26 protein-coding genes and 1 pseudogene are annotated in these 22,537 nt (G+C 66.6%); 13 read left to right on the plus strand and 14 right to left on the minus strand.

What is annotated here, in order from left to right; genetic code table 11:
* Window positions 1-139 precede the first annotated feature (139 nt).
* The 3 genes from AC1Q5S_RS03350 (at window position 140) to AC1Q5S_RS03360 (ending at window position 1,282) form a co-directional block, all read left to right on the plus strand.
* On the plus strand, window positions 140-439 hold the full coding sequence (locus AC1Q5S_RS03350; protein WP_492238338.1) for a hypothetical protein: 300 nt from the start codon (window positions 140-142) through the stop codon (window positions 437-439).
* Between the two features lie 79 nt (window positions 440-518).
* The gene (locus AC1Q5S_RS03355; RefSeq protein ID WP_303836186.1) at window positions 519-863 is read left to right on the plus strand and encodes a hypothetical protein; all 345 of its coding nucleotides are present in this window, start codon (window positions 519-521) and stop codon (window positions 861-863) included.
* A gap of 11 nt (window positions 864-874) precedes the next feature.
* Window positions 875-1,282, plus strand: coding sequence for a hypothetical protein (locus AC1Q5S_RS03360; protein ID WP_303836187.1), 408 nt, complete (start codon window positions 875-877; stop codon window positions 1,280-1,282).
* Between the two features lie 30 nt (window positions 1,283-1,312).
* Here the strand turns inward: AC1Q5S_RS03360 and AC1Q5S_RS03365 are convergent, their stop codons facing one another.
* From AC1Q5S_RS03365 to AC1Q5S_RS03375, 3 genes are all read right to left on the minus strand, one after another.
* Window positions 1,313-1,732, minus strand: coding sequence for a YciI family protein (locus AC1Q5S_RS03365; RefSeq protein ID WP_422204373.1), 420 nt, complete (start codon window positions 1,730-1,732; stop codon window positions 1,313-1,315).
* A 27-nt stretch (window positions 1,733-1,759) separates the two neighbouring features.
* On the minus strand, window positions 1,760-2,185 hold the full coding sequence (locus AC1Q5S_RS03370; RefSeq protein WP_303836191.1) for a VOC family protein: 426 nt from the start codon (window positions 2,183-2,185) through the stop codon (window positions 1,760-1,762).
* An 83-nt stretch (window positions 2,186-2,268) separates the two neighbouring features.
* Entirely contained in the window at window positions 2,269-2,520 is a 252-nt protein-coding gene (locus AC1Q5S_RS03375) for a tyrosine-protein phosphatase (protein ID WP_492238339.1), read from the minus strand.
* A gap of 215 nt (window positions 2,521-2,735) precedes the next feature.
* On the opposite strand from AC1Q5S_RS03375, the gene AC1Q5S_RS03380 reads away from it, so the two are divergent.
* Window positions 2,736-3,866: a Fic family protein gene (locus AC1Q5S_RS03380; protein WP_303836193.1), complete on the plus strand. Its 1,131-nt coding sequence runs from the start codon at window positions 2,736-2,738 to the stop codon at window positions 3,864-3,866.
* Window positions 3,867-4,033: 167 nt separating this feature from the next.
* Complete coding sequence (locus tag AC1Q5S_RS03385) at window positions 4,034-4,090, plus strand: hypothetical protein (protein ID WP_492238403.1); 57 nt, start codon at window positions 4,034-4,036, stop codon at window positions 4,088-4,090.
* A 137-nt stretch (window positions 4,091-4,227) separates the two neighbouring features.
* On the opposite strand, the pseudogene AC1Q5S_RS03390 reads toward AC1Q5S_RS03385, so the two are convergent.
* From AC1Q5S_RS03390 to AC1Q5S_RS03410, 5 genes and pseudogenes are all read right to left on the minus strand, one after another.
* Window positions 4,228-4,431 (minus strand): annotated as a pseudogene (locus AC1Q5S_RS03390) (nuclease-related domain-containing protein); the annotation flags it as partial.
* A 235-nt stretch (window positions 4,432-4,666) separates the two neighbouring features.
* Window positions 4,667-5,443 (minus strand): tyrosine-protein phosphatase, encoded by a 777-nt coding sequence (locus AC1Q5S_RS03395; protein WP_422204378.1) that lies wholly within the window; start codon window positions 5,441-5,443, stop codon window positions 4,667-4,669.
* Window positions 5,444-5,607: 164 nt separating this feature from the next.
* Window positions 5,608-5,946, minus strand: a complete 339-nt coding sequence (locus AC1Q5S_RS03400; protein ID WP_492238340.1) for a DUF4124 domain-containing protein — start codon at window positions 5,944-5,946, stop codon at window positions 5,608-5,610.
* A gap of 27 nt (window positions 5,947-5,973) precedes the next feature.
* Window positions 5,974-6,207 (minus strand): hypothetical protein, encoded by a 234-nt coding sequence (locus AC1Q5S_RS03405; RefSeq protein ID WP_303836199.1) that lies wholly within the window; start codon window positions 6,205-6,207, stop codon window positions 5,974-5,976.
* Window positions 6,204-9,113: a DNA topoisomerase III gene (locus tag AC1Q5S_RS03410; protein ID WP_422203101.1), complete on the minus strand. Its 2,910-nt coding sequence runs from the start codon at window positions 9,111-9,113 to the stop codon at window positions 6,204-6,206. The genes AC1Q5S_RS03405 and AC1Q5S_RS03410 overlap by 4 nt, the downstream gene beginning before the upstream one ends.
* A 131-nt stretch (window positions 9,114-9,244) precedes the next feature.
* Here AC1Q5S_RS03410 and AC1Q5S_RS03415 point away from each other — a divergent pair, with 131 nt between their 5' ends.
* From AC1Q5S_RS03415 to AC1Q5S_RS03425, 3 genes are read left to right on the plus strand one after another with little or no spacing between them, the layout of a single operon-like run.
* On the plus strand, window positions 9,245-9,847 hold the full coding sequence (locus AC1Q5S_RS03415) for an SET domain-containing protein (protein WP_422203099.1): 603 nt from the start codon (window positions 9,245-9,247) through the stop codon (window positions 9,845-9,847).
* The gene (locus AC1Q5S_RS03420; protein ID WP_303836204.1) at window positions 9,847-10,710 is read left to right on the plus strand and encodes a biotin--[acetyl-CoA-carboxylase] ligase; all 864 of its coding nucleotides are present in this window, start codon (window positions 9,847-9,849) and stop codon (window positions 10,708-10,710) included. The genes AC1Q5S_RS03415 and AC1Q5S_RS03420 overlap by 1 nt, the downstream gene beginning before the upstream one ends.
* 12 nt (window positions 10,711-10,722) lie before the next feature.
* Window positions 10,723-11,391 carry an SPOR domain-containing protein gene (locus AC1Q5S_RS03425; RefSeq protein WP_303836206.1) on the plus strand — a complete coding sequence of 223 codons (669 nt, stop codon included), beginning with the start codon at window positions 10,723-10,725 and terminating at the stop codon, window positions 11,389-11,391.
* A 92-nt stretch (window positions 11,392-11,483) separates the two neighbouring features.
* Here the strand turns inward: AC1Q5S_RS03425 and AC1Q5S_RS03430 are convergent, their stop codons facing one another.
* The 4 genes from AC1Q5S_RS03430 to AC1Q5S_RS03445 form a co-directional block, all read right to left on the minus strand.
* Complete coding sequence (locus AC1Q5S_RS03430) at window positions 11,484-12,944, minus strand: sensor histidine kinase (protein WP_303836207.1); 1,461 nt, start codon at window positions 12,942-12,944, stop codon at window positions 11,484-11,486.
* Window positions 12,945-13,156: 212 nt separating this feature from the next.
* Window positions 13,157-13,831, minus strand: coding sequence for a response regulator (locus AC1Q5S_RS03435; protein ID WP_303836209.1), 675 nt, complete (start codon window positions 13,829-13,831; stop codon window positions 13,157-13,159).
* Window positions 13,832-13,968: 137 nt separating this feature from the next.
* On the minus strand, window positions 13,969-14,898 hold the full coding sequence (locus tag AC1Q5S_RS03440; RefSeq protein ID WP_422203096.1) for an N-formylglutamate amidohydrolase: 930 nt from the start codon (window positions 14,896-14,898) through the stop codon (window positions 13,969-13,971).
* Window positions 14,899-15,014: 116 nt separating this feature from the next.
* Window positions 15,015-15,980, minus strand: coding sequence for a tripartite tricarboxylate transporter substrate binding protein BugE (locus AC1Q5S_RS03445; protein ID WP_422203094.1), 966 nt, complete (start codon window positions 15,978-15,980; stop codon window positions 15,015-15,017).
* 110 nt (window positions 15,981-16,090) lie between these two features.
* Here AC1Q5S_RS03445 and AC1Q5S_RS03450 point away from each other — a divergent pair, with 110 nt between their 5' ends.
* Window positions 16,091-17,086, plus strand: a complete 996-nt coding sequence (locus AC1Q5S_RS03450; RefSeq protein WP_303836215.1) for a LysR substrate-binding domain-containing protein — start codon at window positions 16,091-16,093, stop codon at window positions 17,084-17,086.
* Between the two features lie 101 nt (window positions 17,087-17,187).
* Here the strand turns inward: AC1Q5S_RS03450 and AC1Q5S_RS03455 are convergent, their stop codons facing one another.
* Entirely contained in the window at window positions 17,188-17,904 is a 717-nt protein-coding gene (locus AC1Q5S_RS03455; protein ID WP_303836217.1) for a Crp/Fnr family transcriptional regulator, read from the minus strand.
* Between the two features lie 222 nt (window positions 17,905-18,126).
* Between AC1Q5S_RS03455 and AC1Q5S_RS03460 the strand changes: the two genes are divergently transcribed.
* The 3 genes from AC1Q5S_RS03460 (at window position 18,127) to AC1Q5S_RS03470 (ending at window position 20,810) form a co-directional block, all read left to right on the plus strand.
* Complete coding sequence (locus AC1Q5S_RS03460) at window positions 18,127-19,791, plus strand: adenylate/guanylate cyclase domain-containing protein (protein WP_422203091.1); 1,665 nt, start codon at window positions 18,127-18,129, stop codon at window positions 19,789-19,791.
* A gap of 139 nt (window positions 19,792-19,930) precedes the next feature.
* On the plus strand, window positions 19,931-20,296 hold the full coding sequence (locus tag AC1Q5S_RS03465; RefSeq protein ID WP_492238341.1) for a DUF4148 domain-containing protein: 366 nt from the start codon (window positions 19,931-19,933) through the stop codon (window positions 20,294-20,296).
* Between the two features lie 214 nt (window positions 20,297-20,510).
* On the plus strand, window positions 20,511-20,810 hold the full coding sequence (locus AC1Q5S_RS03470; protein WP_492238342.1) for a hypothetical protein: 300 nt from the start codon (window positions 20,511-20,513) through the stop codon (window positions 20,808-20,810).
* Here the strand turns inward: AC1Q5S_RS03470 and AC1Q5S_RS03475 are convergent.
* Window positions 20,798-21,292 (minus strand): MarR family winged helix-turn-helix transcriptional regulator, encoded by a 495-nt coding sequence (locus AC1Q5S_RS03475; protein WP_303836223.1) that lies wholly within the window; start codon window positions 21,290-21,292, stop codon window positions 20,798-20,800. The genes AC1Q5S_RS03470 and AC1Q5S_RS03475 overlap by 13 nt on opposite strands.
* 140 nt (window positions 21,293-21,432) lie before the next feature.
* Here AC1Q5S_RS03475 and recA point away from each other — a divergent pair, with 140 nt between their 5' ends.
* Window positions 21,433-22,530, plus strand: a complete 1,098-nt coding sequence (gene recA / locus AC1Q5S_RS03480) for a recombinase RecA (RefSeq protein ID WP_303836225.1) — start codon at window positions 21,433-21,435, stop codon at window positions 22,528-22,530.
* Window positions 22,531-22,537: the final 7 nt, after the last annotated feature.

Raw genomic sequence — 22,537 nt, forward strand, 5'->3', positions numbered from 1 at the left:
CCTTGGCCATCTGTCTGTCCTGCGCCGAGTGAAGGTCGGCTCAGGTTTGGAGTTTACTTAATTTACGGATAAATCCTAAGTTGATTGCGCCATTGTGGTGGAACGGGTGACTGGCTGAGCTCGCGAGGTTGGAAACTAAGTGGGTGTCCATTGGTTCTGCGAAGCCACCCAGCGCGGCACGCTGGACGTACCACCGTGGCTCGACTGGGTTCTGGCCTTCCTGCTGCGCGCCGTGCTGGGGCGTGTCAGCGAGGTCTGTAGGGAGTTTTTGAGTGAAATGGGCCTCAAGCGCTTTGTGTATCAGCGCTGCGTGCTCCGAAATCAGGATTGCTCGATCTCTGGCTGTTGTGAGATTCCGCGCCATGGCGGCATTCTTCGAATGGTTACTCCTTGGCCCGTGTTTTGCGCTTGCAATGGCTTGCTGTATAGAGTGAAGTGATTCCTGCCTGCAAGTGCAGGAATCCAGTGATGAGGGAGGGCGTTCGCTTCGGCATTCGGTTTAACCCCAGGAGGTCGCCATGCGTTATTCATCTCTTTCTCCTATCCTCGGCGCCGCGCTGCTGGCCTGTGCACAGTTGGGTCTGGCCCAGGAGGGATCCATCACCATCACCCAACCCATGGAAGGGGCCAAGCTCGATGGGATGGCCCAGAACAAGGTCGTCTATCAGGTCATGCCCGGGCCTCGGGGAGACCATGTCCATCTTTACGTGGACGCGAAGGAGGCCGCCATCCTGCGCCAGCTCAAGGGCGAGTACACGCTGAAGAACCTGGCCTCTGGCCCGCATGACATCTGTATCAAGGTCGTGGACAAGGGCCATACGCCGATTGGCGTTGAGCAGTGCGTCAAGGTGTCGGTCAATTAGCCGATAAGCCCATGGACTGGCAGAACCTGGCCTATGCGGTCATTCAGGTGGCGCACAACTTTGGCGCTGTCGCCGTGGTCGGCGGTGCCATGGGGGCATTGTGGCTGGGGCCGCAAGGCACGCGCAGACCCCTGGCCTGGACCGTGCTGGCGGGATGGGCCGCGCAAGCAGGCAGCGGCGGCGCGTTCGGTGCCGTGAGCTGGCTTTATTACGGACAGTTCCCGGACATTCACGGCATTGCCGTGGCCGCGTTGCTGGTCAAGATGGCCTGTGCCGCCTCAGGTTTTGTGCTCGTTGCCTTGTATCTTTATCGGGGCACACGCTGGATCGCGCCTGTGCAGCAAACGGTGTGGCGCGCCCTGGCGCTGCTGGCCGTGACGGCACTGACGGCGGCCGCGTTTCTGCGCTGGTTTTCCTGAACGCTGAACCGGCCGCAAAAAAAGCCGCAATCAGGGCTTCGGCGACAGGGTCTGCATCTCGGTAAAGCCTGCCGCCGCTTTTTGGATGTCGGGCGGAAAGTCTTCCAGCTCCTGCACGCGGCGCACTTCGATCACTTCGTTGGCGGCGGCGGGGCAGCGCCGGGCCCAGGCGATGGCTTCGTCTTGCGAGGCCACGTCGATCATCCAGAAGCCACCCAATGTTTCACGCGTTTCGGCAAAGGGGCCTTGGCGCACCTGCGGCTGGCCGCCGGCAAACGACACGCGCGCGCCGGTGGCGGGCGGGTGCAGGCCTTCGGTCGAGAGCAGCACACCGGCTTTTTGCAGCTCGATGTTGTAGGCCATCATGGCGGCGACCTGCTCGGTGAGGGGCACGACGCCCGGTTGGGCAGACTCGTAGCCGCCCGGAATCATCAGCATCATGAAGCGCATGGAAGGTTCCTGCGATGGTGGCGGGGCTCAGGGTTCTTCGGGCAGCGGCACGACGACCATCCACGGTACGCCGAAGCGGTCGGCCAGCATGCCGAATGACGAGGCAAAGAAGGTGGGGCCCAGCGGCATTTGCACCTGGCCGCCGTCGGACAGGGCTTTGAACAGGCGCTCGGCCTCGGCATCGGTGGGCGGGGCGAGCGAGAGGGCAAAGCCCTTGAAGGCGCCCTCGCCCGGCGCAACGCCGTCAGAGGCCATGATTTGCGCCGTGCCGATCTGCAGGTTGGAGTGCATGATTTTGTCGCCGGGCGGGGGCGTGCAACCCGGGGCCGATGCGGACGGGGGCGCGTCCTTGAAGCGCATCAGTGCGGTGACCCGGGCGCCCAGCGCGGTGCAGTAGAAGTTGAGCGCCTCTTCGCAGCGGCCGTCAAAAAACAGGTAGGGCTGGACTTGCATGGTGCGTCTCCTGCGGTGGGGTGTGCTGGTATACACCTTTTGGCGGCGGCTGTCCTGCCCGGTGGGGAGCGGGTCACCGTTGTTTACAGCGCTTGCAGATAGCGCTGTACCAGTTCCTTTTGCGCAGCAGCATCCACCCCCAGCACGTCCACCAGGTACGCCTGTACGCCACCAAAGTCGTTGTCCACCATGTGCAGGGCGGCATTCAGAAACTCTTCCTGCACGCGCCACAGCACGGCCAGCACTTCGGGCGCCACCACTGTGGCTGCAAGCGCTTCTTGCTCACCCGCAATGGCACCGGCCGCTAGTTGTGGGCGTGTTTCCTCTGTGGCCACCAAAGCTCGAGCATCGTGGGCACCGTGATGGAGCACCCCCATCTGCGGCGGTGGTTTCTGGCCATGCACCTGCCAAATCTGCCTCAAGCGCAATAAGAATAAGCGCAAGCAGCTATCAAAAGCGCAGCAATACTGGCCCTCGGCATCCGCGTTTGAGCCGTATTGCGGCGGCATTCACCGCACAGAAAGCGGCGAATAGTCTGCATAATCGCCGCATGCGCCACCACCGCCCCACCCGCACGCCCCGCTACATCTGGCAGTTGCCCGATTGGCCGCACCTTGTTTTTGACGCTGCCGCCCTGGCCGCGCCATTAGCGCAGGTGCACCGCGCACAGGGCATGCTGGCCGGGCGCATGGGAGAGCTGGGCCTGCCGCAGCGCGACCAGGCCACCCTGCAGGTGCTGACGCAAGAAGTCATCACCACCAGCGCCATCGAAGGCGAGCGGCTGGACCTGGAAGCCGTGCGCTCCTCCGTGGCCCGCAAGCTGGGCCTCGATATTGGAGCCCTGGCCCCCAGCGACCGGCATGTGGACGGCGTGGTGGACGTGGTGCTGGACGCCACCCGCAACTTTGGCCAGCCCCTGACCCCCGAGCGCCTGTTTGGCTGGCATGCGGCACTGTTCCCCACCGGCTACAGCGGGCGCATGCGCATCACCGTGGCCGCGTGGCGCACCGATGCCAGCGGCCCCATGCAAGTGGTGTCTGGCCCCGTGAGCAGAGAGAAAGTGCACTTTGAAGCCCCGCCCGCCGCCACCCTGCCCGCGCAAACCCAGGCTTTTTTTGACTGGTTTGAAGCCGCCACGGTGGGCGACGCCATCATCAAAGCAGGCCTGGCCCACCTGTGGCTGGTCACCCTGCACCCTTTTGACGATGGCAACGGCCGCCTGAGCCGTGCCGTGGGCGACATGGCGCTGGCCAGGGCCGAAGGAACGCATCAACGCTTCTACAGTTTCAGCGCCCAGATACAACGCGAGCGCAAAGACTATTACGACCAGCTAGAGGCCACCCAAAAAGGCCCGCTGGATGTCACCCCGTGGCTGCACTGGTTTCTGGGCTGCCTGCTGCGCGCCGTGCAGGGCGCAGACGCCACACTGGCAGGCGTGCTGGACAAGGCCCAGTTCTGGCAACGCTGGGCAGGCACGCCCATGAACGCGCGGCAAACCCTGGTGCTGAACCGCGTGCTGGACGGCATGGAAGGCAAGCTGACCAATGCCAAGTGGGCGGCGATGGGCAAATGCTCTGCGGACACGGCGCTGCGGGACATCAATGACCTGTTGGAGCGCGGCGTGCTGCGCAGGCTGGAGGGCGGGGGGCGTAGTACGGGGTACGAGTTGTGTGCAGAATAGGCCACCATTCTTTGTGGAATAAGCGCAAACAGCTATCAATACATGAGCAACACGGCACACCACACCTTTGAAACGCCAGAGCAACTCCACGCGTGGCTGCATGCCAACCACGCCAGCGAGACTGAAGTGTGGGTGCGCATCTTAAAAAGGCCACCGGCCAGCCCAGCGTGACATGGGACGACTGCGTGGTGGCCGCCATCGCCTGGGGCTGGATAGACAGTTAACCGCGTAAGTCATTGATCCATATAGTGCCGCATCCAAAACGCTCTACTACAAAAGGGTCAATTGGGTGTTCAGGCTTGGTTTTTTGATCGTCAGCGCGGCAAGAATCTCGGCCTGCTCTTGGCTGATCGAGGAGAGTCCTGCAATCCTTGGTCTCCAGCACCAGCAAGCCCCTGCGGGCGTGCAGCACCACAAAGTCGGGGTGGGTTTGCTTGGGGCTGATGGGCACGTTGTGCCACAACAAGTAGTCGGCATCGAGCTTTTGCTCTAGCCGCTCGGCCAGGCGACGCTCGCCCGTGGAATCAAATGCGGACGAGCCTATCGCCGGTATCAATGTCGCCATGCCACCTGTTGCCTCCCCTTGCCAGCTTCTTTGTGATCATCTGTAAACAATGTAGAGGCTGTGGCGGTATGAAGCAACCGTCAAACTTCAAGGATGCGAAAAAGCCTGTTTGGAACGCCGATGCTGTGGTGCTTGGGGGGCAAACCCAAGCCGCATCAGCCATAAGCGCTTGTGCAATAAAGGCGATGCGCTATGCAATTGATTGCATACAAAACGACCATCCGCTGGGACACTGTCACACCGCCTGCAGATACCGCCCCGCCAGCTCCTTCTGCGCAGTGGCATCCACCCCCAGCACGTCCACCAGATAAGCCTGCACGCCGCCGAAGTCGTTGTCCACCATGTGCAGGGCGGCATTCAGAAACTCTTCCTGCACGCGCCACAGCACGCGCAGCACTTCCTCCGGCGCGTGGCTGCCCATGCCGGGCGGGCGCTGGTAAAGCGCGTTGGTGAGCAGGTAGTCGTGCATGACCACATCGCGCGGCACGCCCAGGGCCAGCAGGATGAGGGCGGCGGCAAAGCCGGTGCGGTCTTTGCCCGCGGTGCAATGGAAGACGGTGGGCGTGTCGCTGGCCAGCAGCAGGTTGAACAATGCGGCAAAACGCGGCGCGTTGTCATGCACAAAGCCCCGGTAGGTGTCCTGCATCAGGCCCACGGCGTCTTGGGCGGTGAGCTGGCGGCCAGTGCGCTGCAGCTCCAGTGCGCGCTGCACCACGGTGGGTTCGATGTGCAGCGGGTGGTAGGCCACGCCGGGCAGTGCATAGGCATAGGCGGCGCTTTCGGCCTGGCCCCGAAAGTCCACCGCACGGGCCACGCCCAGGTCGGCCAGCAGGGCCTGGTCTTCGGGCGTCAGGCCCGCCAGGTGGTCGGAGCGGAAGATGCGCCGCCATTTCACGGCCCGCCCGCCATGGCCCACGTAGCCTCCCAGGTCGCGGAAGTTGGTGGCGCCAGCCAGGGGCAGAGAGCGGCTGGGGGCTGGAGCGGTGCTGGTGGACGACGGGATGGATGGCATGGCAGAAGAGCGGCGTGACAAAGCGAGGAAGATCGCCGCAGCTTAGCCCAGGCGTGTGTCAGGCCGTGTCACGCGCGTGCGGGGCCGGGTGTGGCGCGAAGGCGGTGGGCGCGGGCAGACTGCGCGAGACGGTGCCTGCGATCGGCGCGGCGCCCGAGAGCCCGTCAGCGCGGCAAGGACGTGACGGCGCCATCCACCGGCAGCTCCTGGCTGCCGCGTGGGCAGGGTTGGTCGGTGTAAGTGGTGCGGCCGTCTTTCACGCACTTGCGCGGCTCTGGCGCGGCGGGCTCGGAGGCACCGCTGCGCGCGGGCTGCGCCTGGGCGGGCCGCTTGCCGGGCGGCAAGGTGTCGGGGCCGGGGCGGGTGATCTTTTTCCAGGCCTGCTCGGACCAGGGCCCCGCGTGGGGCAGCCAGGCATCGCGCGTCCACCACGCGGCAGCCGCCGCCGCCATCAGCACCACCGCGACAGCGGTGAAGACGGTACGTTCGGTGCGGCTGCGCATGCTGCGAGAGTGCCCGCAAAGGGCGCGTCAGCGCGTGCGCTCGCGTGTCACGCTCACGTCGATGTCGCCAAACACGGTCACGCCGCTGGCACCCCGGGGCTGCTGCTGGCTGGCCGGGTCGCTGGAGCGCGCAGAGCCTGCGGTGCTGCTGCACCCGACCAGCGCCCCGGCAACCGCCAAGGCCACCAGCGCGGTGCGCCAGAAGCCCTGCGCGACCGATGCGGACGACGGGGTGGCTTCCGTGCCGGGCGGTTGCATCATTCGCCGCCCAGGTGGTTGCCCAGAATGCCCGCCAGCTCGAACATGCCTGCGCTGTCCTTGCCGAACACGGCGCGCAGCTTGTCGTCGGCGACGATGGTGCGCTTGTCCTTGGGGTCCTGCAGGTTGTGGGCCTTGATGTATTCCCACATCTTCTTCACGGCCTCGGGCCGGGCCACGGGTTCGTTGCCAATGACGGCAGCCAGGGCGGCGCTGGGGGCCTTGCCTGCGGCGGCCTTGCGCGGTGCTTTGGCGGCGGTGGTTTTGGCTGCGGCCTTCTTGGTCGGGGCTTTTTTGGCAGTAGCGCTGGTCTTGCCTGCCTTGGCAGCTACTGTTTTTGCAGCAGCGCCTGGGCGTGGCGGGAACTTGCTGGGCGCAAACTCGAAGTTGACCTTGCCCGCCTCCTTGTCCCACGCCAGGTGGGCCTTGAAGGCACGGCGGGTGCGCATGCTGACGAACTTGTCGAGCAAGTCCGTCTTGCCGGTCTCCAGCAGCTTGGTCATCTGCTCGCGTTCCACGGGCTGCTGCAGGATGATCTTGCCGCTCTTGAAGGTGCAGCTGGGCGTGGGCTGGGCAGCGGTAGGCACGGCCTTGCTGCACACGTAGTTGCTGCCGTGCTCGTGCACTTCGGATCCGCAGATGGGGCAAGGGCCGAGGGCGGCGTCTTCAAACTCTACGATCTCACCGGACTCTTCGCCCTTCTTGTCGTCGCCAAAGTCGAATTCGAGCTTGTAGTTGTGCGCCTCGTCGTCGTACTTGATGACGATCTCGGACGTGAAGGGCCAGCCGGCCTTGGAGCGGAAACCCTCCAGCGGACCGATCTTCCTGTCGCGCAGCAGGGCGTTGGCCTCGGCGGTTTCAAAGGTGCGGCCGGCGGGCGACTTGCCGAAGCTGAACCCGCAAGGCTCTGCGCCCGGCTTGCCCACGCAGGCAAAGCGGCGGTAGTTCTCCTTGACCACACCGCCGCAGTTGGGGCAGGGCGATTCGAGCGTGGCGTAGTCACCGGGGATGGTGTCGCGGTCGTATTCCTTGGCCTTCTTGACCATGCGCTCGGTCATGGCGGCGATCTCGGCCATGAAGGCTTCACGGCTGAGCTGGCCCTTTTCCATCTGCGAGAGCTTGTACTCCCACTCACCGGTCAGGTCGGCGCGGCAGAGTTCTTCCACCTCCAGCCCGCGCAGCAGTGTCATGAGCTGGAAGGCCTTGGCCGTGGGGATGATCTCGCGGCCTTCGCGCAGCATGTATTTTTCGGTCAGCAGCCCTTCGATGATGGCCGCGCGCGTGGCCGGCGTGCCCAGGCCTTTTTCCTGCATGGCGCTGCGCAGTTCTTCGTCGTCGATCTGCTTGCCGGCACTTTCCATGGCGCCCAGCAGCGTGGCTTCGGAGTAGCGTGCGGGTGGCTTGGTCTTGAGGCCCTTGGGGTCGGCGGCCAAGGTGTTGACCATTTCGCCGGGCTTCACCGGCACCAGGTTCTGGCCCTTGTCGCCATCCTTGCCGCCTTCGACTTCGTCAGCCGCTTCCTTGCCATAAATGGCCAGCCAGCCCGGCTTGACCAGCACCTTGCCTTCGGTCTTGAAGCTATGGGGCGCCACTGTGGAAATGCGGGTGGTGACGGTGTATTCGGCGCTGGGGAAGAACACCGCCATGAAGCGGCGCACCACCAGGTCGTACAGCTTCTGCTCGGCTTCGCTCAGACCGCTCGGTGCCTGCAGCGTGGGGATGATGGCAAAGTGATCGCTCACCTTGCTGTTGTCGAAGATGCGCCTGGACGGGCGCACGTAGTTGTTGTTCAGCGCCGTGAGCGCGTGGGGTGCGAGATGCCGCATGCCGCTGTCGGCCAGCATCTCGAAGGTCTGCTTGGCCACCGGCAGGTAGTCCTCGGGCAGCGCGCGCGAGTCGGTACGCGGGTAGGTCAGGGCCTTGTGGCGCTCGTACAGGCTTTGCGCCAGGGCCAGCGTGGTCTTGGCACTGAAGCCGAACTTGCCGTTGGCCTCGCGCTGCAGGCTGGTCAGGTCGAACAGCAGGGGCGATGCCTGGGTGGTGGGCTTGCTCTCTTCGGTGACCGTGGCCTGCTTGCCGCGCACGGCGTTGGCGATGGATTGGGCTTCGGCGGCGGACCACACGCGGTCGGCGCGGGCTTCCACATCCTCGCCCTTCTTCCACTTCGGGTCGAACCACTTGGCAGGGTACTCGCCCGCCTCGGCGCCGAAGGTGGCGTGGATTTCCCAGTAGTCTCGGCTCACGAACTTGCGGATCTTTTCTTCGCGCTCCACCACCAGCGACAGCGTGGGTGTCTGGACCCGGCCCACGGTGGTCAGGAAGAAACCACCATCGCGCGAGTTGAACGCCGTCATGGCGCGGGTGCCGTTGATGCCGACCAGCCAGTCGGCCTCGGAGCGGCTGCGCGCGGCGCTGGCCAGGCCGGCCATCTGCTGCTCGGTGCGCAGGGCCTCGAAGCCGTCGCGAATGGCCTGGGGCGTCATGCTCTGCAGCCACAGGCGCTTCACGGGCTTGCCCAGCGGTTTGCTGCCGCCCGCGTACTGCTCGATCAAACGGAAGATCAGCTCCCCTTCGCGGCCCGCGTCACAGGCGTTGATGAGTTCGGTCACGTCCTTGCGCTTGGCCTGCTTGACCACCGCGTTCAGGCGGCTCTTGGTCTTGTCCACGGGCTTGAGGTCAAAGTACGGCGGAATCACGGGCAGGTGCGCAAAGCTCCACTTGCCGCGCTTCACGTCGAACTCCTCGGGCGCCTGGATCTCCACCAGGTGGCCCACGGCGCTGGTGACTACATAGCGGTCGTTCTCGAAGTGGTCTTCATGCTTGTCGAACTTGCCGGCCACGGGCGTAAGGGCGCGCACGATGTCCTGCGCGACGGAGGGTTTTTCTGCAATTACCAGGGTCTTGGTCATTTGGGGGCTCTCGCCTGTCATTTGGCTTGCCCGGGTTGCGGGCGCTTCTACAATTCGGCTCTCACGCGCATGCACACGCATACACGCGCACGCACACCTGTGTGCACCCTCAAGTTAACAGAGTTTTTGCCATGCCCCGCTCCGCATCGCCTGCCGTCCCCCCCATTGCCCCGGGCCGCCGCATCCAGACCCGGCGCTCGGGTGTGCACGGCAAGGGCGTGTTTGCCGTGCAGGACATTGCCGAGGGCGAGGTGCTGGTGGAGTACACCGGCGAAGTGATCGGCTGGCAGGAGGCGCAGGACCGCCACCCGCACGACCCCCTGCAACCCAACCACACGTTCTACTTCCATGTGGATGAAGACCATGTGATCGACGCCAAGTTCTGCGGCAACTCCTCGCGCTGGATCAACCACAGCTGCAACCCCAACTGCTACGCCGACGAGCGCGACGGCCGCATTTTCATCACGGCGCTGCGCAATATCAAGGCCGGCGAAGAGCTGAACTACGACTACGGCCTGATCATCGAAGAGCGCTATACGAAGAAGCTCAAGGCCGAATACCCGTGCTGGTGCGGCAGCAAGAACTGCCGGGGCACGCTGCTGGCGCCCAAGCGCGGCTGGGCGCCGCCGGTGCCGCTGCCGCCGTCCCCCCCCCCAAAGGCAGCGCCTCCAAAGACCCAAGCCGCCCAGCAAGCCAAGGCGGCCCCCAAACCCCGCCGCAGCCCCCCGCAGTGATGCAGCAGCAACCCATGCGCTGGCCCGCCGAGGCCATCTGGGAGGCAGTGGCGCCCCTGCTGCCCGGTTTCACGGTCGAGGTCCTGCCCAGCATCGACTCCACCAACACCGAGTTGATGCGCCGCGCGCGCGCCGGCCAGTGCGAGCCCACCCTGCTGGTGGCCGAGCAACAGACGGCAGGGCGCGGGCGGCTGGGGCGGGTGTGGCAAAGCGACGTGGGGGCTTCCCTCATGATGTCCCTGGGGCTCCCGCTGGCACCGGCCGACTGGTCGGGCCTGTCGCTGGCCGTGGGGGTGAGCGTGGCCGAAAGCCTGCAGCCCCTGCCGCCCCCCCTGGGGGTGGAGCAACCGGCACGCGTGGGCCTCAAGTGGCCCAACGACCTGTGGCTGGGGGGTGGCAGTGGTACGGCGGGCGACCGCAAGCTCGGCGGCATCCTGGTGGAGACGGCAAGTTTCGTCGTACCCCAGGCGGCTGCAGCAGCCCGCCCCGCCAGCGCCCGCTATGTGGTGGTGGGCATCGGCATCAACGTGCTGCCGCGCAGCCCCGAGGGCCTGAGCATGGCGCCCGGCAGCCTGCAGGATGTGGAGCCGGGGCTGGATGCACCCACCGCGCTGCTGCGCATCGTGCCCCCACTGGTGGCCATGCTGCAGTCGTTCGAAGGCTATGGCTTCGCGCCCATGCAGGCCCGGTTTGCCACCCGCGACGTGCTGCAGGGCCGCGCAGTGACGCTCAGCGACGGGCAGGCCGGAATGGCCCATGGTGTGGCCGAAGATGGCGCGCTGCTGGTGCACACTGCGCAGGGCATGCAGGCCATCACCAGCTCTGAAATCAGCGTGCGGCCCGCTGCCGCGCGCCCCGCCTGAAAGATCTGCCCCATGCTGCGCCTCGCCGTCATCGCCCTGCTGCTGGCCAATGCCGGCTATTACGCCTGGTCGCAGGGCTGGCTGCGCACCTGGGGACTGGCGCCGGTCGAACAGTCCGAGCCCCACCGCCTGGCGCAGCAGATCCGCCCCGAGACGTTGCGCATACTGCCGGCCCGCGACACCGCCCCGGTGGCGGCCCCCGTGGCCAGCGAGGCCCCTGCCGAGGCCGCCACGGTGTGCCTGCAGGCCGGTGTGCTGAACACGCGCCAGGCCGACGCCGTGCGCAGCGCCGCCGCCGGCCTGCCGCAAGACAGCTGGAGTCTCGAAGCCACCACCATTGCCGGGCGCTGGATGGTGTACATGGGCCGCTTTGCCGACGACGAGGCGCTGGAAAAGAAGCGCGCCGAGCTGCGCGCCCGCAAGCTGCCCTTTGACCGCCCCGGCAACCCTGCCCTGGAGCCGGGCCTGTCGCTGGGCCGCTTTGGCACCGAAGAAGCCGCCCAGCGGGCGCTGGCCACACTCAACGGCCAGGGCGTGCGCACCGCCAAAGTGGTGGTGGAACGGGCCGAGGCCCAGGGCTTCACGCTGCGCCTGCCCGCCCTGGACAGCGCCACGCGCGCACAGGCCGAAACGCAGCTGCGCCAGGCCCTGGGCGACAAGGCCCTGCGCGCCTGCCCCTGAGGAAATTGGAAGAAAAACGGCTGCAGCGCTCGATAGCAAAGCGCTGCATGCTTCCATTTCAACAGCAAACCACCGCCTGTACCCGGGCAGGCTCAACCCTGCGGAGCATCGGCGTCTGGCGAGCGCGCGGCAAAGCGCACCGTGAACCGCGCGCCCGGCGGTTGCTGGCCCGGGTGGGCATTTTCCAGCAGCACCTCGGCCGCATGCTGGCGCGCGATCTCCAGCACGATGGGCAGGCCCAGGCCCGAGCCGTCGGCCTCGCTGCCCAGCGCCCGGTAAAAGGGCTGGAAGACCAGCTCGCGCTCGGACTCGGGCACGCCAGGGCCCGAGTCTTCCACCTGCAGCAGCAGCACATGGCCAAAGGTGTCGGCCAGCACGCGGGCAGTGACCACGCCGGGCTTGTCGGGGGTGGAGGGGGTGTAGTTGATGGCGTTGTCCACCAGGTTGCGCACCAGCTCCTTGAGCAAGGTGGGGTTGCCGTCCACCCAGACGCCGGGGGCGCCCGGCTGGGCGCCGTCGTAGCCCAGGTCGATCTGCTTGTCGAGCGCGCGCGGCACCGAGTCGCGCACCACCTCGATGGTCAGGCGGGCCAGGTCACAGGGCACGCGGGCAATGCCCGCGCCGCTGCCCTCGGCGCGCGCCAGCGCCAGCAGCTGGTTGACGGTGTGCGTGGCGCGGATGCTGGAGCGGCCAATCTGCTGCAGCGAGCGCTTGAGCTCTTCGGTGCTGGTGCCCTCGCGCTGGGCCAGGTCGGCCTGCATGCGCAACCCCGCCAGCGGTGTCTTGAGCTGGTGGGCCGCGTCGGCCAGAAAGCGCTTTTGCGTGGCCAGCGAGTCGCCCAGGCGCGTGAGCAGGTCGTTGACGGAGGACACCAACGGCGCCACCTCCAGCGGCACGGTGCGGTCGTCCAGCGGCGAGAGGTCGTCGGGGCTGCGCTCACGGATGCGCTGCTCCAGCTGGTTCAGCGGCTGGATGCCACGCGCCAGCGCCAGCCACACCAGCAGCACCGCCAGCGGCAGGATGACGAACTGCGGCAGCATCACGCCCTTGATGATTTCGGTGGCCAGCACGCTGCGCTTTTCGCGCGTTTCGGCCACCTGCACCAGGGCCAGCGGCGCATCGGGCAGCGGCAGGCGCACCCAGATGTAGGCCACGCGGATCTCCACGCCGCGCAATTCGGCGTCGCGCAGGCGCACGTCGCCCGGTGCCGGGCGGTCGTCGTCATCGGGTTGCGGCAGGTCGCGTTCGCCCGAGAGCAATTTGCGCCCGGGGCCCATCACCTGGTAGTAGACGATGTCGGAGTCGTCGGCGCGCAGGATCTCGCTGGCCGGCTGGGGCAGGTTGAACTGCACCTTGCTGTGCTGCACCGTCACCAGCTGCGCCAGCGCATGGACGTTGTATTCCAGGGCGCGGTCAAACGGCTTGTTGGCCAGGCCCTGCGCCACCAGCCAGGTCAGCGCCAGGCTCACGGGCCACAGCAGCAGCAGCGGCGTGAGCATCCAGTCGAGGATTTCGCCGAACAGGGAGCGCTGCTCGCGCTGGAAGATTTTCAAGGTTTCAAGCCTTTTTGGCCTCTAGCGCTTATCCAATAAGCGCCAGAAGCTATTATTTTTGCCTCAAACTTGGACACCGCACTCACCCACAGCCGATGCAACTGGCACGGCCCAGGCCAGTGCACCCGTGGAACTGGCTTTGCCAGGCCACCGGGTACGTCCCCCTCCCGAAAGAGAGGGGGAAGGCGCGAAGCGACTCAGGGGGTGCATCCTCAACCGGGAATCTTTTCCAGGCAGTAACCCAGCCCGCGCACCGTGGCAATGCGGATCGGGCCTTTCTCGATCTTCTTGCGCAGGCGGTGGATGTAGACCTCGATGGCGTTGTTGCTCACCTCTTCGCCCCACTCGCACAGACGCTCCACCAGTTGCTCCTTGCTCACCAGGCGGCCGGCACGCTGCAGCAGCACTTCGAGCAGGCCCAGCTCGCGCGCCGACAGCTCGACCATCTTGCCGTCGATGGTGGCCACGCGGCCGGCCTGGTCGTACACCAGGGGCCCGTGCTTGATGGCGCTGCTGGTGCCGCCCATGCCCCGGCGCGTGAGGGCGCGCACGCGGGCTTCGAGCTCTTGCAGGCTGAACGGCTTGGCCATGTAGTCGTCGGCGCCGTAGTCCAGTCCCTTCACGCGCTCGTCCACGCTGTCGGCGGCGGTGAGGATGAGCACCGGCAGGGCCGAACCCCGGCTGCGCAGCTTTTTGAGCACCTCCAGCCCATGCATCTTGGGCAGACCCAGATCCAGGATGAGCAGGTCGAACTCGTTGTTGGTCATGAGCGCGGCATCGGCCTCGCCGCCGCTGGCCACATGGTCCACCACGGCGCCCGATCCGCGCAGCGTGCGCAGCAGGCCATCGGCCAGCACCTGGTCGTCTTCGGCAATGAGGATGCGCATGCGGGGTCTCCTGGTGGGGGGGCAGCGGTCTGGCGCCGCGCCTGTGCCACGATTTTAGGCGGCGCAGCCCCGCCAATGCTGCGCCCTTTGCCGGGAGAACGCGGCGGTGGCGCGCCGCCCCCGGCCACCGCTGCCTTTCAGAGCGGATCGGTGGCCAGCAGCTTGTGCACCAGGGCCTGCAGGTCGGCCTGCAGGCGCGCCATGCCTTCGGGGTGCGGCGCCAGCGTGTGCTCGTCCATGTAGAGCTTGCGGTTGATCTCGACCTGGATGCTGTGGCGGTGCTGCGCCGGGTTGCCGTAGCGGCGCACCAGCTCCACGCCCTTGTAGGGGTGGTTGTAGTCCACGCTGTAGCCGCAGCCGCGCAGGTGCTCGCAGATCAGGGCCGACAGCGCCGGGCTGGCCGTGCTGCCGTCGCGGTCGCCCACCACGAAGTCGGCATGCACGAGGCCGGGGAATTCCGTGGCAAAACGCCCGGCCACTGCGGGCATGGAGTGGCAGTTGAGGTGGATGCTGTAGCCGTGGCGCGCATGGGCGGCATCGATGGCCTGCGCCACGGCGGCATGGTAGGGGCGCCAGCAGCGGTCGATGCGTGCGCGCACCTCGGCCACGGACAGCAGGCGCTGGTAGATGGGCTCGCCGTCGTCGGTGAACTTCCAGACCAGGCCCTTGCCCAGGCGCACCTTGCTGAGCACCTGGGGGTCGGTGGAGAGGGCGTCGGTCCATTCACCATCGAGCAGCGTGGTGTCGAGCTCGGTGGTGTCGCGGTTGGCATCGAGGTAGATGCGGGGGAAATGGGCCTCGACCCAGGCCACGCCGAGCGCGGGGGCAAAGGCGTAGATCTTCTCGACGTGGGTGTCTTCCGCACGGCGCAGCGTGGCCAGGTCGAGTGCGGCGCCAAAGTCGGCGGGGTACTGGGTGCCGCTGTGCGGGGAGTCGAGCACCAGCGGCGTGGTGCCGGGCTGGTGCGAAACCATGCGCGCGGGCGGCGTTGCGCCACCGGGCGAACCCGTGGCACCGGGCTGGGCTTGCTGGAAGCGGTGGTTGATCAGTTTCAAGGCTGCATGCATAGGCAGAGTGTGCTTAAGGGGGGGCGGCCGGCCTCGCCGCCCGGACCCGACAGACCCCATGGTTATTCCTGTGCCTGTCCGGCTGTGGCCGTCGGGCCCGCAGGCCCGTGCTGCGATCAGTCGAGGCTGACCTTGGCGAATGCCGCCACGCTCTTCATCTTGTCGATTTCGCGGGCGATCTGGGCCGTGAAGGCCTTGGGCGTCGTGCCCGAGGGGTACAGGCCCTGTGCGGCCAGCCGCTCACGCACGGCGGGCTCCTGAAGGGCCTGGGTCACGGCCTGCTGGATGCGATCCACCGCCGCCGGCGGCGTGCCGGCCGGCGCTACCAGGCCAAACCACGACGGATCGTTGTTGGCGGCATGGCCCAGTTCGCCGTAGGTAGGCACATCGGGCAGCACATCCAGCCGCTGGGGCCACGAAACGGCCAGCGCCTTGACCTTGCCGGCCTTGACGTGCGGCAGCGACGAAGCCACCTGGTCAAAGTACACCGCCACCTGGCCCGCCAGCACGTCGTTGATGGCCGGGCCCGCGCCACGGTAGGGGATGTGCACCATCGAGGTGCCCGTGCTGCTCTTGAACAGCTCGCCCCACATGTGGCCGATGGTGCCGTTGCCCGGCGTGGCATACGACACCTTGCCAGGGTTGGCCTTGAGGTATTTCACCAGGTCGGCAAAGTCCTTGACGGGCAGCGCCTTGGGGTTGACCACGATGACACCCGGGGCCTTGACGATCTCGGTCACGCCGACGAAATCCCTGGTGGGGTGGTAGGGCAGCTTGCTGTACACGGCGGGGTTCACGCCATGGGTGGACAGCGTGGCCACGCCGATGGTGAGGCCGTCTGCCGGGGCGCGGGCCACTTCCGCCATGCCGATGGAACCGCCCGCACCACCGCGGTTTTCCAGCACCACGGGCTGCTTGAGGATGCGGGCCATGGCGTCCTGCAGCGTGCGTGCCGTGATGTCGGTGGCGCCCCCGGGCGGGAAGGGAACGATCATGCGCAATGGCTTGCCCTCCTGGGCAAAAGACATTCCAGGCGCTAAAGATACGGCTGCCAATGTGGCCAGCAGGTGACGGCGTTGCATAGCTTTTTTCTCCTTTGAGATGCACCGAGGTTAACGAAAGGGACACCATTGACCAAGCAATGGATATGCCTGATAACATTCCAATCTGGAATGTTTTAAGTACCCCTACCATGTCGCTGCGCCGCCTCGCGCCCCCGCTGCACCTGCTGCGCGCGTTCTCCACCGTGGCGCGGTTCGGCGGCGTCTCGCGCGCCGCCGAGGCGCTGCACCTCACGCAGAGCGCCGTCAGCAAGCAGGTCAAGGACCTGGAGACTTGGGTGGGCGTGCCGCTGTTCGAGCGCACCCGCAAGCGCCTGGCCCTCACCCCTGCCGGCGAACGCTACGAGAAGGCCGTGCAGGCCGTGCTGCTGCAACTCGAAGCCGCCACGCTGGAGCTCATCACCAGCGACGACGGCGGCGGCGCGCTGCACCTGTCCAGCCTGCCCACCTTTGGCGCCAAGTGGCTCATTCCACGGCTGCCGCAGTTCCAGCAGCTACACCCGCAGGTCACGCTGCACTTCGTGCCGTATGTGCACAGCTACGACTTCACCCGGCCCGAGCTGGACTGCGCCATCCTGTTCGGCGACGGCCACTGGCCCGGCGCCCATGCGCACTACATCACGGGCCATGATGTGGCGCTCATCGCCCCACGCACCAAGGTGGCCGACTGGCCCCTCCACACGCCGCGCGATGTGGCCAGGCAGACCTTGCTGCGCCATGTGACCGTGCCCGAGGCCTGGCTGCGCTGGAGCGAAACCCACAACGTGGTGGGCCTGATCGACCCGCTGGGCGGACCGCAGTTCGACCAGTTCCAGACCATGATCCGCGCCGTGATGGCTGGCATGGGCCTGGCCCTGGTGCCGCGCTGTCTGGTGCAGGACGAAATCACCGCTGGCCTGGTGCGCGAGCCGCTGGCCGACGCCCCGCTGCGCGGCGGCTACCAGAGCGACGTGGGCTATTGGTTTTGTTACCCCGAAGGGCGCACGCAGCTGCACGCGCTGCGGTGTTTTCGGCAATGGCTGCTGCAAGGCGCCGGGCAGGCAGCGCTGCCTGCAGACGGCAGTGGCGCGGCGGACCCGGCCGCCGTTGTGGCCCCTGGCAATCATTTGGGAAAAAATGGCCCATAGCGCTTATCCATAAAGCGCTAAAAGCTATCAATAGAAAAGCAAACTGTGTCTGATGGTGCTTCGGATGGAGGTGGTGCACCGGCGTACCACGCTGCTGCCGCTCAGTCGCCGCGCACCTGCGCCACCAGGTTGGCCAGCCCGGCAACATCGGCCACCACCAGCACATGCGGGCCCTCTTTGCGCAACAGGCCGCGTTTGGTCAGGGCGCTGATCTCGCGGGTGACTTGCTCGCGATTGGTGCTGATCTTGCTGGCCAGCACGGCGTGGGCCGGGGCGGGGTCGATGCGGGCGGTGTTGTCGCCTTGCCCCCCGCCCGCACGGGCCAGGCGCAGCAGCTCGGCGTGCAGGCGGGTTTGCACGCCCAGGGTGCTCAGGTCAATCACGCGCTCGGTCAGGCGCCGCACCAGGGTTGTGAGGTTCCTCATCATGCGCATGGCGACGATGGGCTCGCGCTCCAGCATCGCAATGAAGGCGGGGCCCGACAGGCTGGCCAGCACGCTGGGTTCCAGTGCCTCCACGTCGGCCGAGCGGGGCTGCCCGTCGATGGCCGACAGGTCGCCAAAATGCTCGCCCGCCTCGCAGTCCCGAAACGTGACCTCGCGCCCGCTGGCTGCGTAGGTGGTGATGCGCACGCGCCCGGCGCACAAAAAGTACACCTCGCCGCCCGGCGATGCGCGGGTGAACAGGGGCGTGCGGGCCTCTATCGTGCGCCAGTCGCACTCGGCGGCAATGCGGTCCAGGCAGGCCTCGCCCAGGCCTTCAAAAAGGGCTATGCGGCGCAGGGCCAGGGTGGAGCGGGGGGATTGCGGTGCGTTCATGGAACCAAAGGGATGGGCGCAGCCTCCCAGGCAGTCGCCGTCGGGATTCTGGGAAGTGGGCGGATTATGCTCACAAGCTTCAAAATCCAGCACTGTGCTGACCTTCTGCGGTGGCGGTCGTGTCGTCGGTGGTGCTGTCTGTGTGTCCCTTCCTGGTGGGGGCTCGCCCCCTCATTGCATCTTGGTGTCCTGTATTTTGATTTTCTCCATCGCCTCCCTTCCATGTCCTTTGCCCTGATCCGCTCGCGCCTGCCTGCCCTTCGCCAAGTGCGCTGGGGCAGTGGCCTGGTGCTGTGGTGCTACGTGGCCCTGCACCTGGGCAACCACGCCACGGGGCTGGTGTCGCTGCAGGTGGCCGATGCGCTGCTGGATGGGATCAGCAGCGGGTGGCATTCGGTGCCTGGCACGGTGCTGCTGTATGGCGCGCTGCTCACGCACCTGGCGCTGGCAGGCGTGGCCCTGTGGCAGCGGCGCAGCCTACGCATGCCGTGGGTGGAGGGTGTGCGGCTGGCACTGGGCCTGTGCCTGCCGCTGCTGCTGGCCGGGCACTTTGTGGCCACGCGCTGGGCGTTTGAATCCATGGGCGCATCGCTCCCCTACGGGCGCATGGTGAACGGCCTGGCCCGGCCCGAAAACCTGGCGGTGCAGTCGCTGTTGCTCATCACTGCGTGGTGGCATGGCTGCCTGGGACTGCACATGGCAATGCGGGGTCGGCCGGGGTGGCGGCGTTGGCAGCCGGTGTTGCTCACGGGGGCCGTGCTGCTGCCCGTGCTGGCGGCGCTGGGCTTGTTGTCGATGGCGCGCGAGATTGCGTGGGAGGTGAGTGCGCTGCCCCCGCCGCCCTCGGGCCGCACCGCGCAGGCGGTGGCTGTGTCGGCTGGGTTGGAGGATGCCTTGCGCTGGGGCTGGGTGGCCGCCGTGGCCGCCCTATTGGCATTGCGCTGGGCGTGGCGCACCTTGCGCCGCTGCCGTGGGGGCGGGCCCATCACCCTGCACTACCCCGACCGGGCCGTGCAGGTGCCGCGCGGCTTTACGGTGCTGGAGGCCAGCCGCAGCCACGGCATTGCCCACCTGGCGCTGTGCGGCGGGCGGGCGCGCTGCTCTACCTGCCGCGTGCGGGTGGATGGGCCTGCTGCCCATGTGCCCGAGCCTGGCCGCGATGAGCGCATTACGCTGGCCCGCGTACAGGCCCCTGCGGGCGTGCGCCTGGCTTGCCAGCTGCGGCCTGCGGGCGATGTGCGGGTCACGCCGCTGTTCCAGCCCGGTCAGGCCGCGCTGCCGGGGCGCCTGGGGCAAGAACTGCAGGTGGCCATCTTGTTTGTGGACCTGCGCCGCTGGTCGGGCATGGCCGAGCGGCAGTGGCCGTTTGACCTGGCCTGGATGCTGGACCAGTACTTCGCCCGCGTGGGCGCGGCCGTGCAAGACAGTGGCGGCATGGCCAACCAGTTCATTGGCGACAGCGTGATGGCCATCTTTGGGCTGGAGACCGATTTGCCCACCGCCTGTCGCCAGGCCGTGCAGGCCGCTGCGTTGATCGAGCAGCGCATGGACGCCTGGAGCGAGACCTTTCGCACCCAGTTTGGCCAGTCGCTGGACTTTGGCATGGGCCTGCACGCAGGCCGTGTGGCGCTCGGGCAAGTGGGCTACGCAGACACGACCACCTTCAGCGCCGTGGGCGAGGTGGTGAACACCGCCAGCCGCCTGCAAGACCACTCCAAAGTGGTGGGTGCGCGGCTGGTGCTGTCGCAAGAGGCTGCCCGCCTGGCCGGTGTGGCAGACGCCTTGGGCACACCTGAAGAGGTGCAGGTGCGCGGGCGCTCGCAGCCGTTGCAGGTGCTGCATGTGAAGCGGCCGTCGCAGCTGTGGGGGCCGGCTTCGGGGGGGTGAGCACAGCGGCCTGGGCGGGGCGGCGACCTCGCAAAACCTGTGCGTTTACGCACATACGCCAAGGCGCCAAAAACGGAAACTTCTTCCCATGCAGAACGCAATCACGCACTGCAGGAATCACTCCAAAGGAAGAACTGCCATGACCAACGCCAAGACTACCGCCAAGACCCTGATCGCCATCGCCACTGTGGCTGCTGCCGCCTTTGCCGGTGCTGCTTCTGCCGCCACACCGATCAACGAACAATGGGGTGGCGATGAGCCCGTCGCCCAAGGCCCCGGACTGAGCCGCGCTGAAGTGCAAGCCGACCTGAATCTGTGGAACCGCGCTGGCCTGGGCCAAGCCAACTCAGGCGACCGCACCCCCGACGCCGATCCCGCCTACGAAGCCCGCCTGGCCGAGTACCGCCGCCTGCGCAGCGGCCCCGAGTTTGTGGCCGAAGTGCGCCGCCTCGGTGGCGATGTGAGCCGCCTTGCGGCCCAACAAGCTCAGCGCAACACCCACTGAACATGACCGGGGGCCACAGAGTGGCTTGACCGGGGGCTTCTTTGAAAGGGGCCCTCGCTGTCCGTTCATCCCATGCGCACTGCACAGCTGTTGCAGGGCGCATTTTGGTTTTTGAGAAGGTTGTTGGCGCGATGGTTTCACCACCCCCAGCGGCTGTAGCGGACCAGCGTTTGGGGTCGGGTGTCCTGGGCCCCTGGCGGTGGACGGCACCCATGTGATTGACCTCAAAGGCGACAGCCCCGGGGGCATCGAGCAGACGATCGACCCGGTGGCAGGCCGCACGTACCGCGTGAGTTTTTCGGCGTCCAGGCACTTGCTGATGGGCTCGGACGCAGACCTGACGGTGTCTGCGTTGTCCTCCGGGGGCAGTGCCGCACTGGCCACGCTGAACGCGAATGTGCCTGTTTCCGTTAGCACCAACCCCGCCTCGACCACCTTGTGGGCCGCCTACAGCCTTGTGCTCACTGCGACAGGACCAGCTTCGACATTGCGATGGGTGTCCTATTGCGCGTAAGCCTCCAAACCCAGGCACACCACGGTGGCCACGTCATCGCCCACCTCGGCGCGAAATTCGGCTTCAGCCTGCGTCACTGCATCGCGAAACCCCTGCAGCCAGGTCAGCCCGGTGGGCGTAAAGCACACCCGGCGTGCCCGCGCGTCGTGCGGGTCACTCTCGCGGCTCACCAATCCCCAGGCTTCACACTGGTCCACCAGCTGCGCCATCGACTGCTTGGTCATGCCTGCGCGCTGGGCCAGGTCGGTCAGGCGGTCACCCCCCAGCGCCAGGTGGCGCGTGAGGTGGATGTGCGCGGCCCCTACCTGGTCGCGGGCGGCCAGGTTCGACAGGGCCAGGGGCACCTCCACGTTGCGCGCCATGAGTTGCAGCACCCGGGCATCAAAGCGGCGCAGCGCGCTGCCCATGAGGCGGCCCAGGTGGGTTTGCCGCCAACGGTCGTCCAGCGTCGCGGGGGGCGTGACGGGTGAAAAATCAGCCATGCCACATTGTCAGGCAAACTGACTAAAAATTGCTTTATGCCGACCGCATTGCTCACATAAACTACTGTTCAAGCATCCAGCCTGTGATTAACCGCAGAGCGATGCACGCATCCAACCTGTTGTTTTTCAAGGAGTTTCCCATGGACGTCGCAGTCAAAGGCACCAATCCCGCATTGCCCGTGAACACCGAAAAGGCCAAGGCCCTGGCCGCCGCGCTCGCCCAGATCGAGAAGCAATTTGGCAAGGGCACCATCATGCGCCTGGGCGAGGGCGAGGTGATCGAGGACATCCAGGTGGTCTCCACCGGCTCTCTGGGCCTGGACATTGCCCTGGGCGTGGGCGGCCTGCCGCGCGGCCGCGTGGTCGAGATCTACGGCCCGGAATCATCGGGCAAGACCACGCTCACGCTGCAGGTCATTGCCGAGATGCAAAAGCAGGGCGGCACCTGCGCCTTCGTCGACGCCGAGCACGCCCTCGATGTGCAATACGCCCAGAAGCTGGGTGTGCAGCTGTCCGACCTGCTGATCAGCCAGCCCGACACCGGCGAGCAGGCGCTCGAAATCGTGGACAGCCTGGTGCGCTCGGGCGCCGTGGACCTGATCGTGGTGGACTCGGTCGCCGCCCTCACCCCCAAGGCCGAAATCGAAGGCGAAATGGGCGACAGCCTGCCCGGCCTGCAGGCCCGCCTGATGAGCCAGGCGCTGCGCAAGCTGACCTCCACCATCAAGAAGACCAACTGCATGGTCATCTTCATCAACCAGATCCGCATGAAGATCGGCGTGATGTTCGGCTCGCCCGAAACCACCACCGGCGGCAATGCGCTCAAGTTCTACGCTTCGGTGCGCCTGGATATCCGCCGCACCGGCACCATCAAGAAGGGCGACGACGCCATCGGCAACGAAACCAAGGTGAAGGTGGTCAAGAACAAGGTGAGCCCGCCCTTCAAGACGGCCGAGTTCGACATCCTGTTCGGCGAAGGCATCAGCCGCGAAGGCGAGATCATCGACATGGGCGTGAACGCCAAGATCGTCGAGAAAGCCGGCGCCTGGTATGCCTACAACGGCGAAAAGATCGGCCAGGGCCGCGACAACGCCCGCGAGTTCCTGCGCGAGAACCCCGACCTGGCCCGCGAGATCGAGAACAAGGTGCGCGAGAGCCTGGGCATCGCCCTGCTGCCTGCCGCCCTGCAAGCCGCACCCGCCGGCAAGCCCGCCAAGGGTGAGAAGGAAGACAAGTAAGCAAGGC

It is taken from the genome of Acidovorax sp. GW835-FHT14B10 (assembly GCF_058793725.1).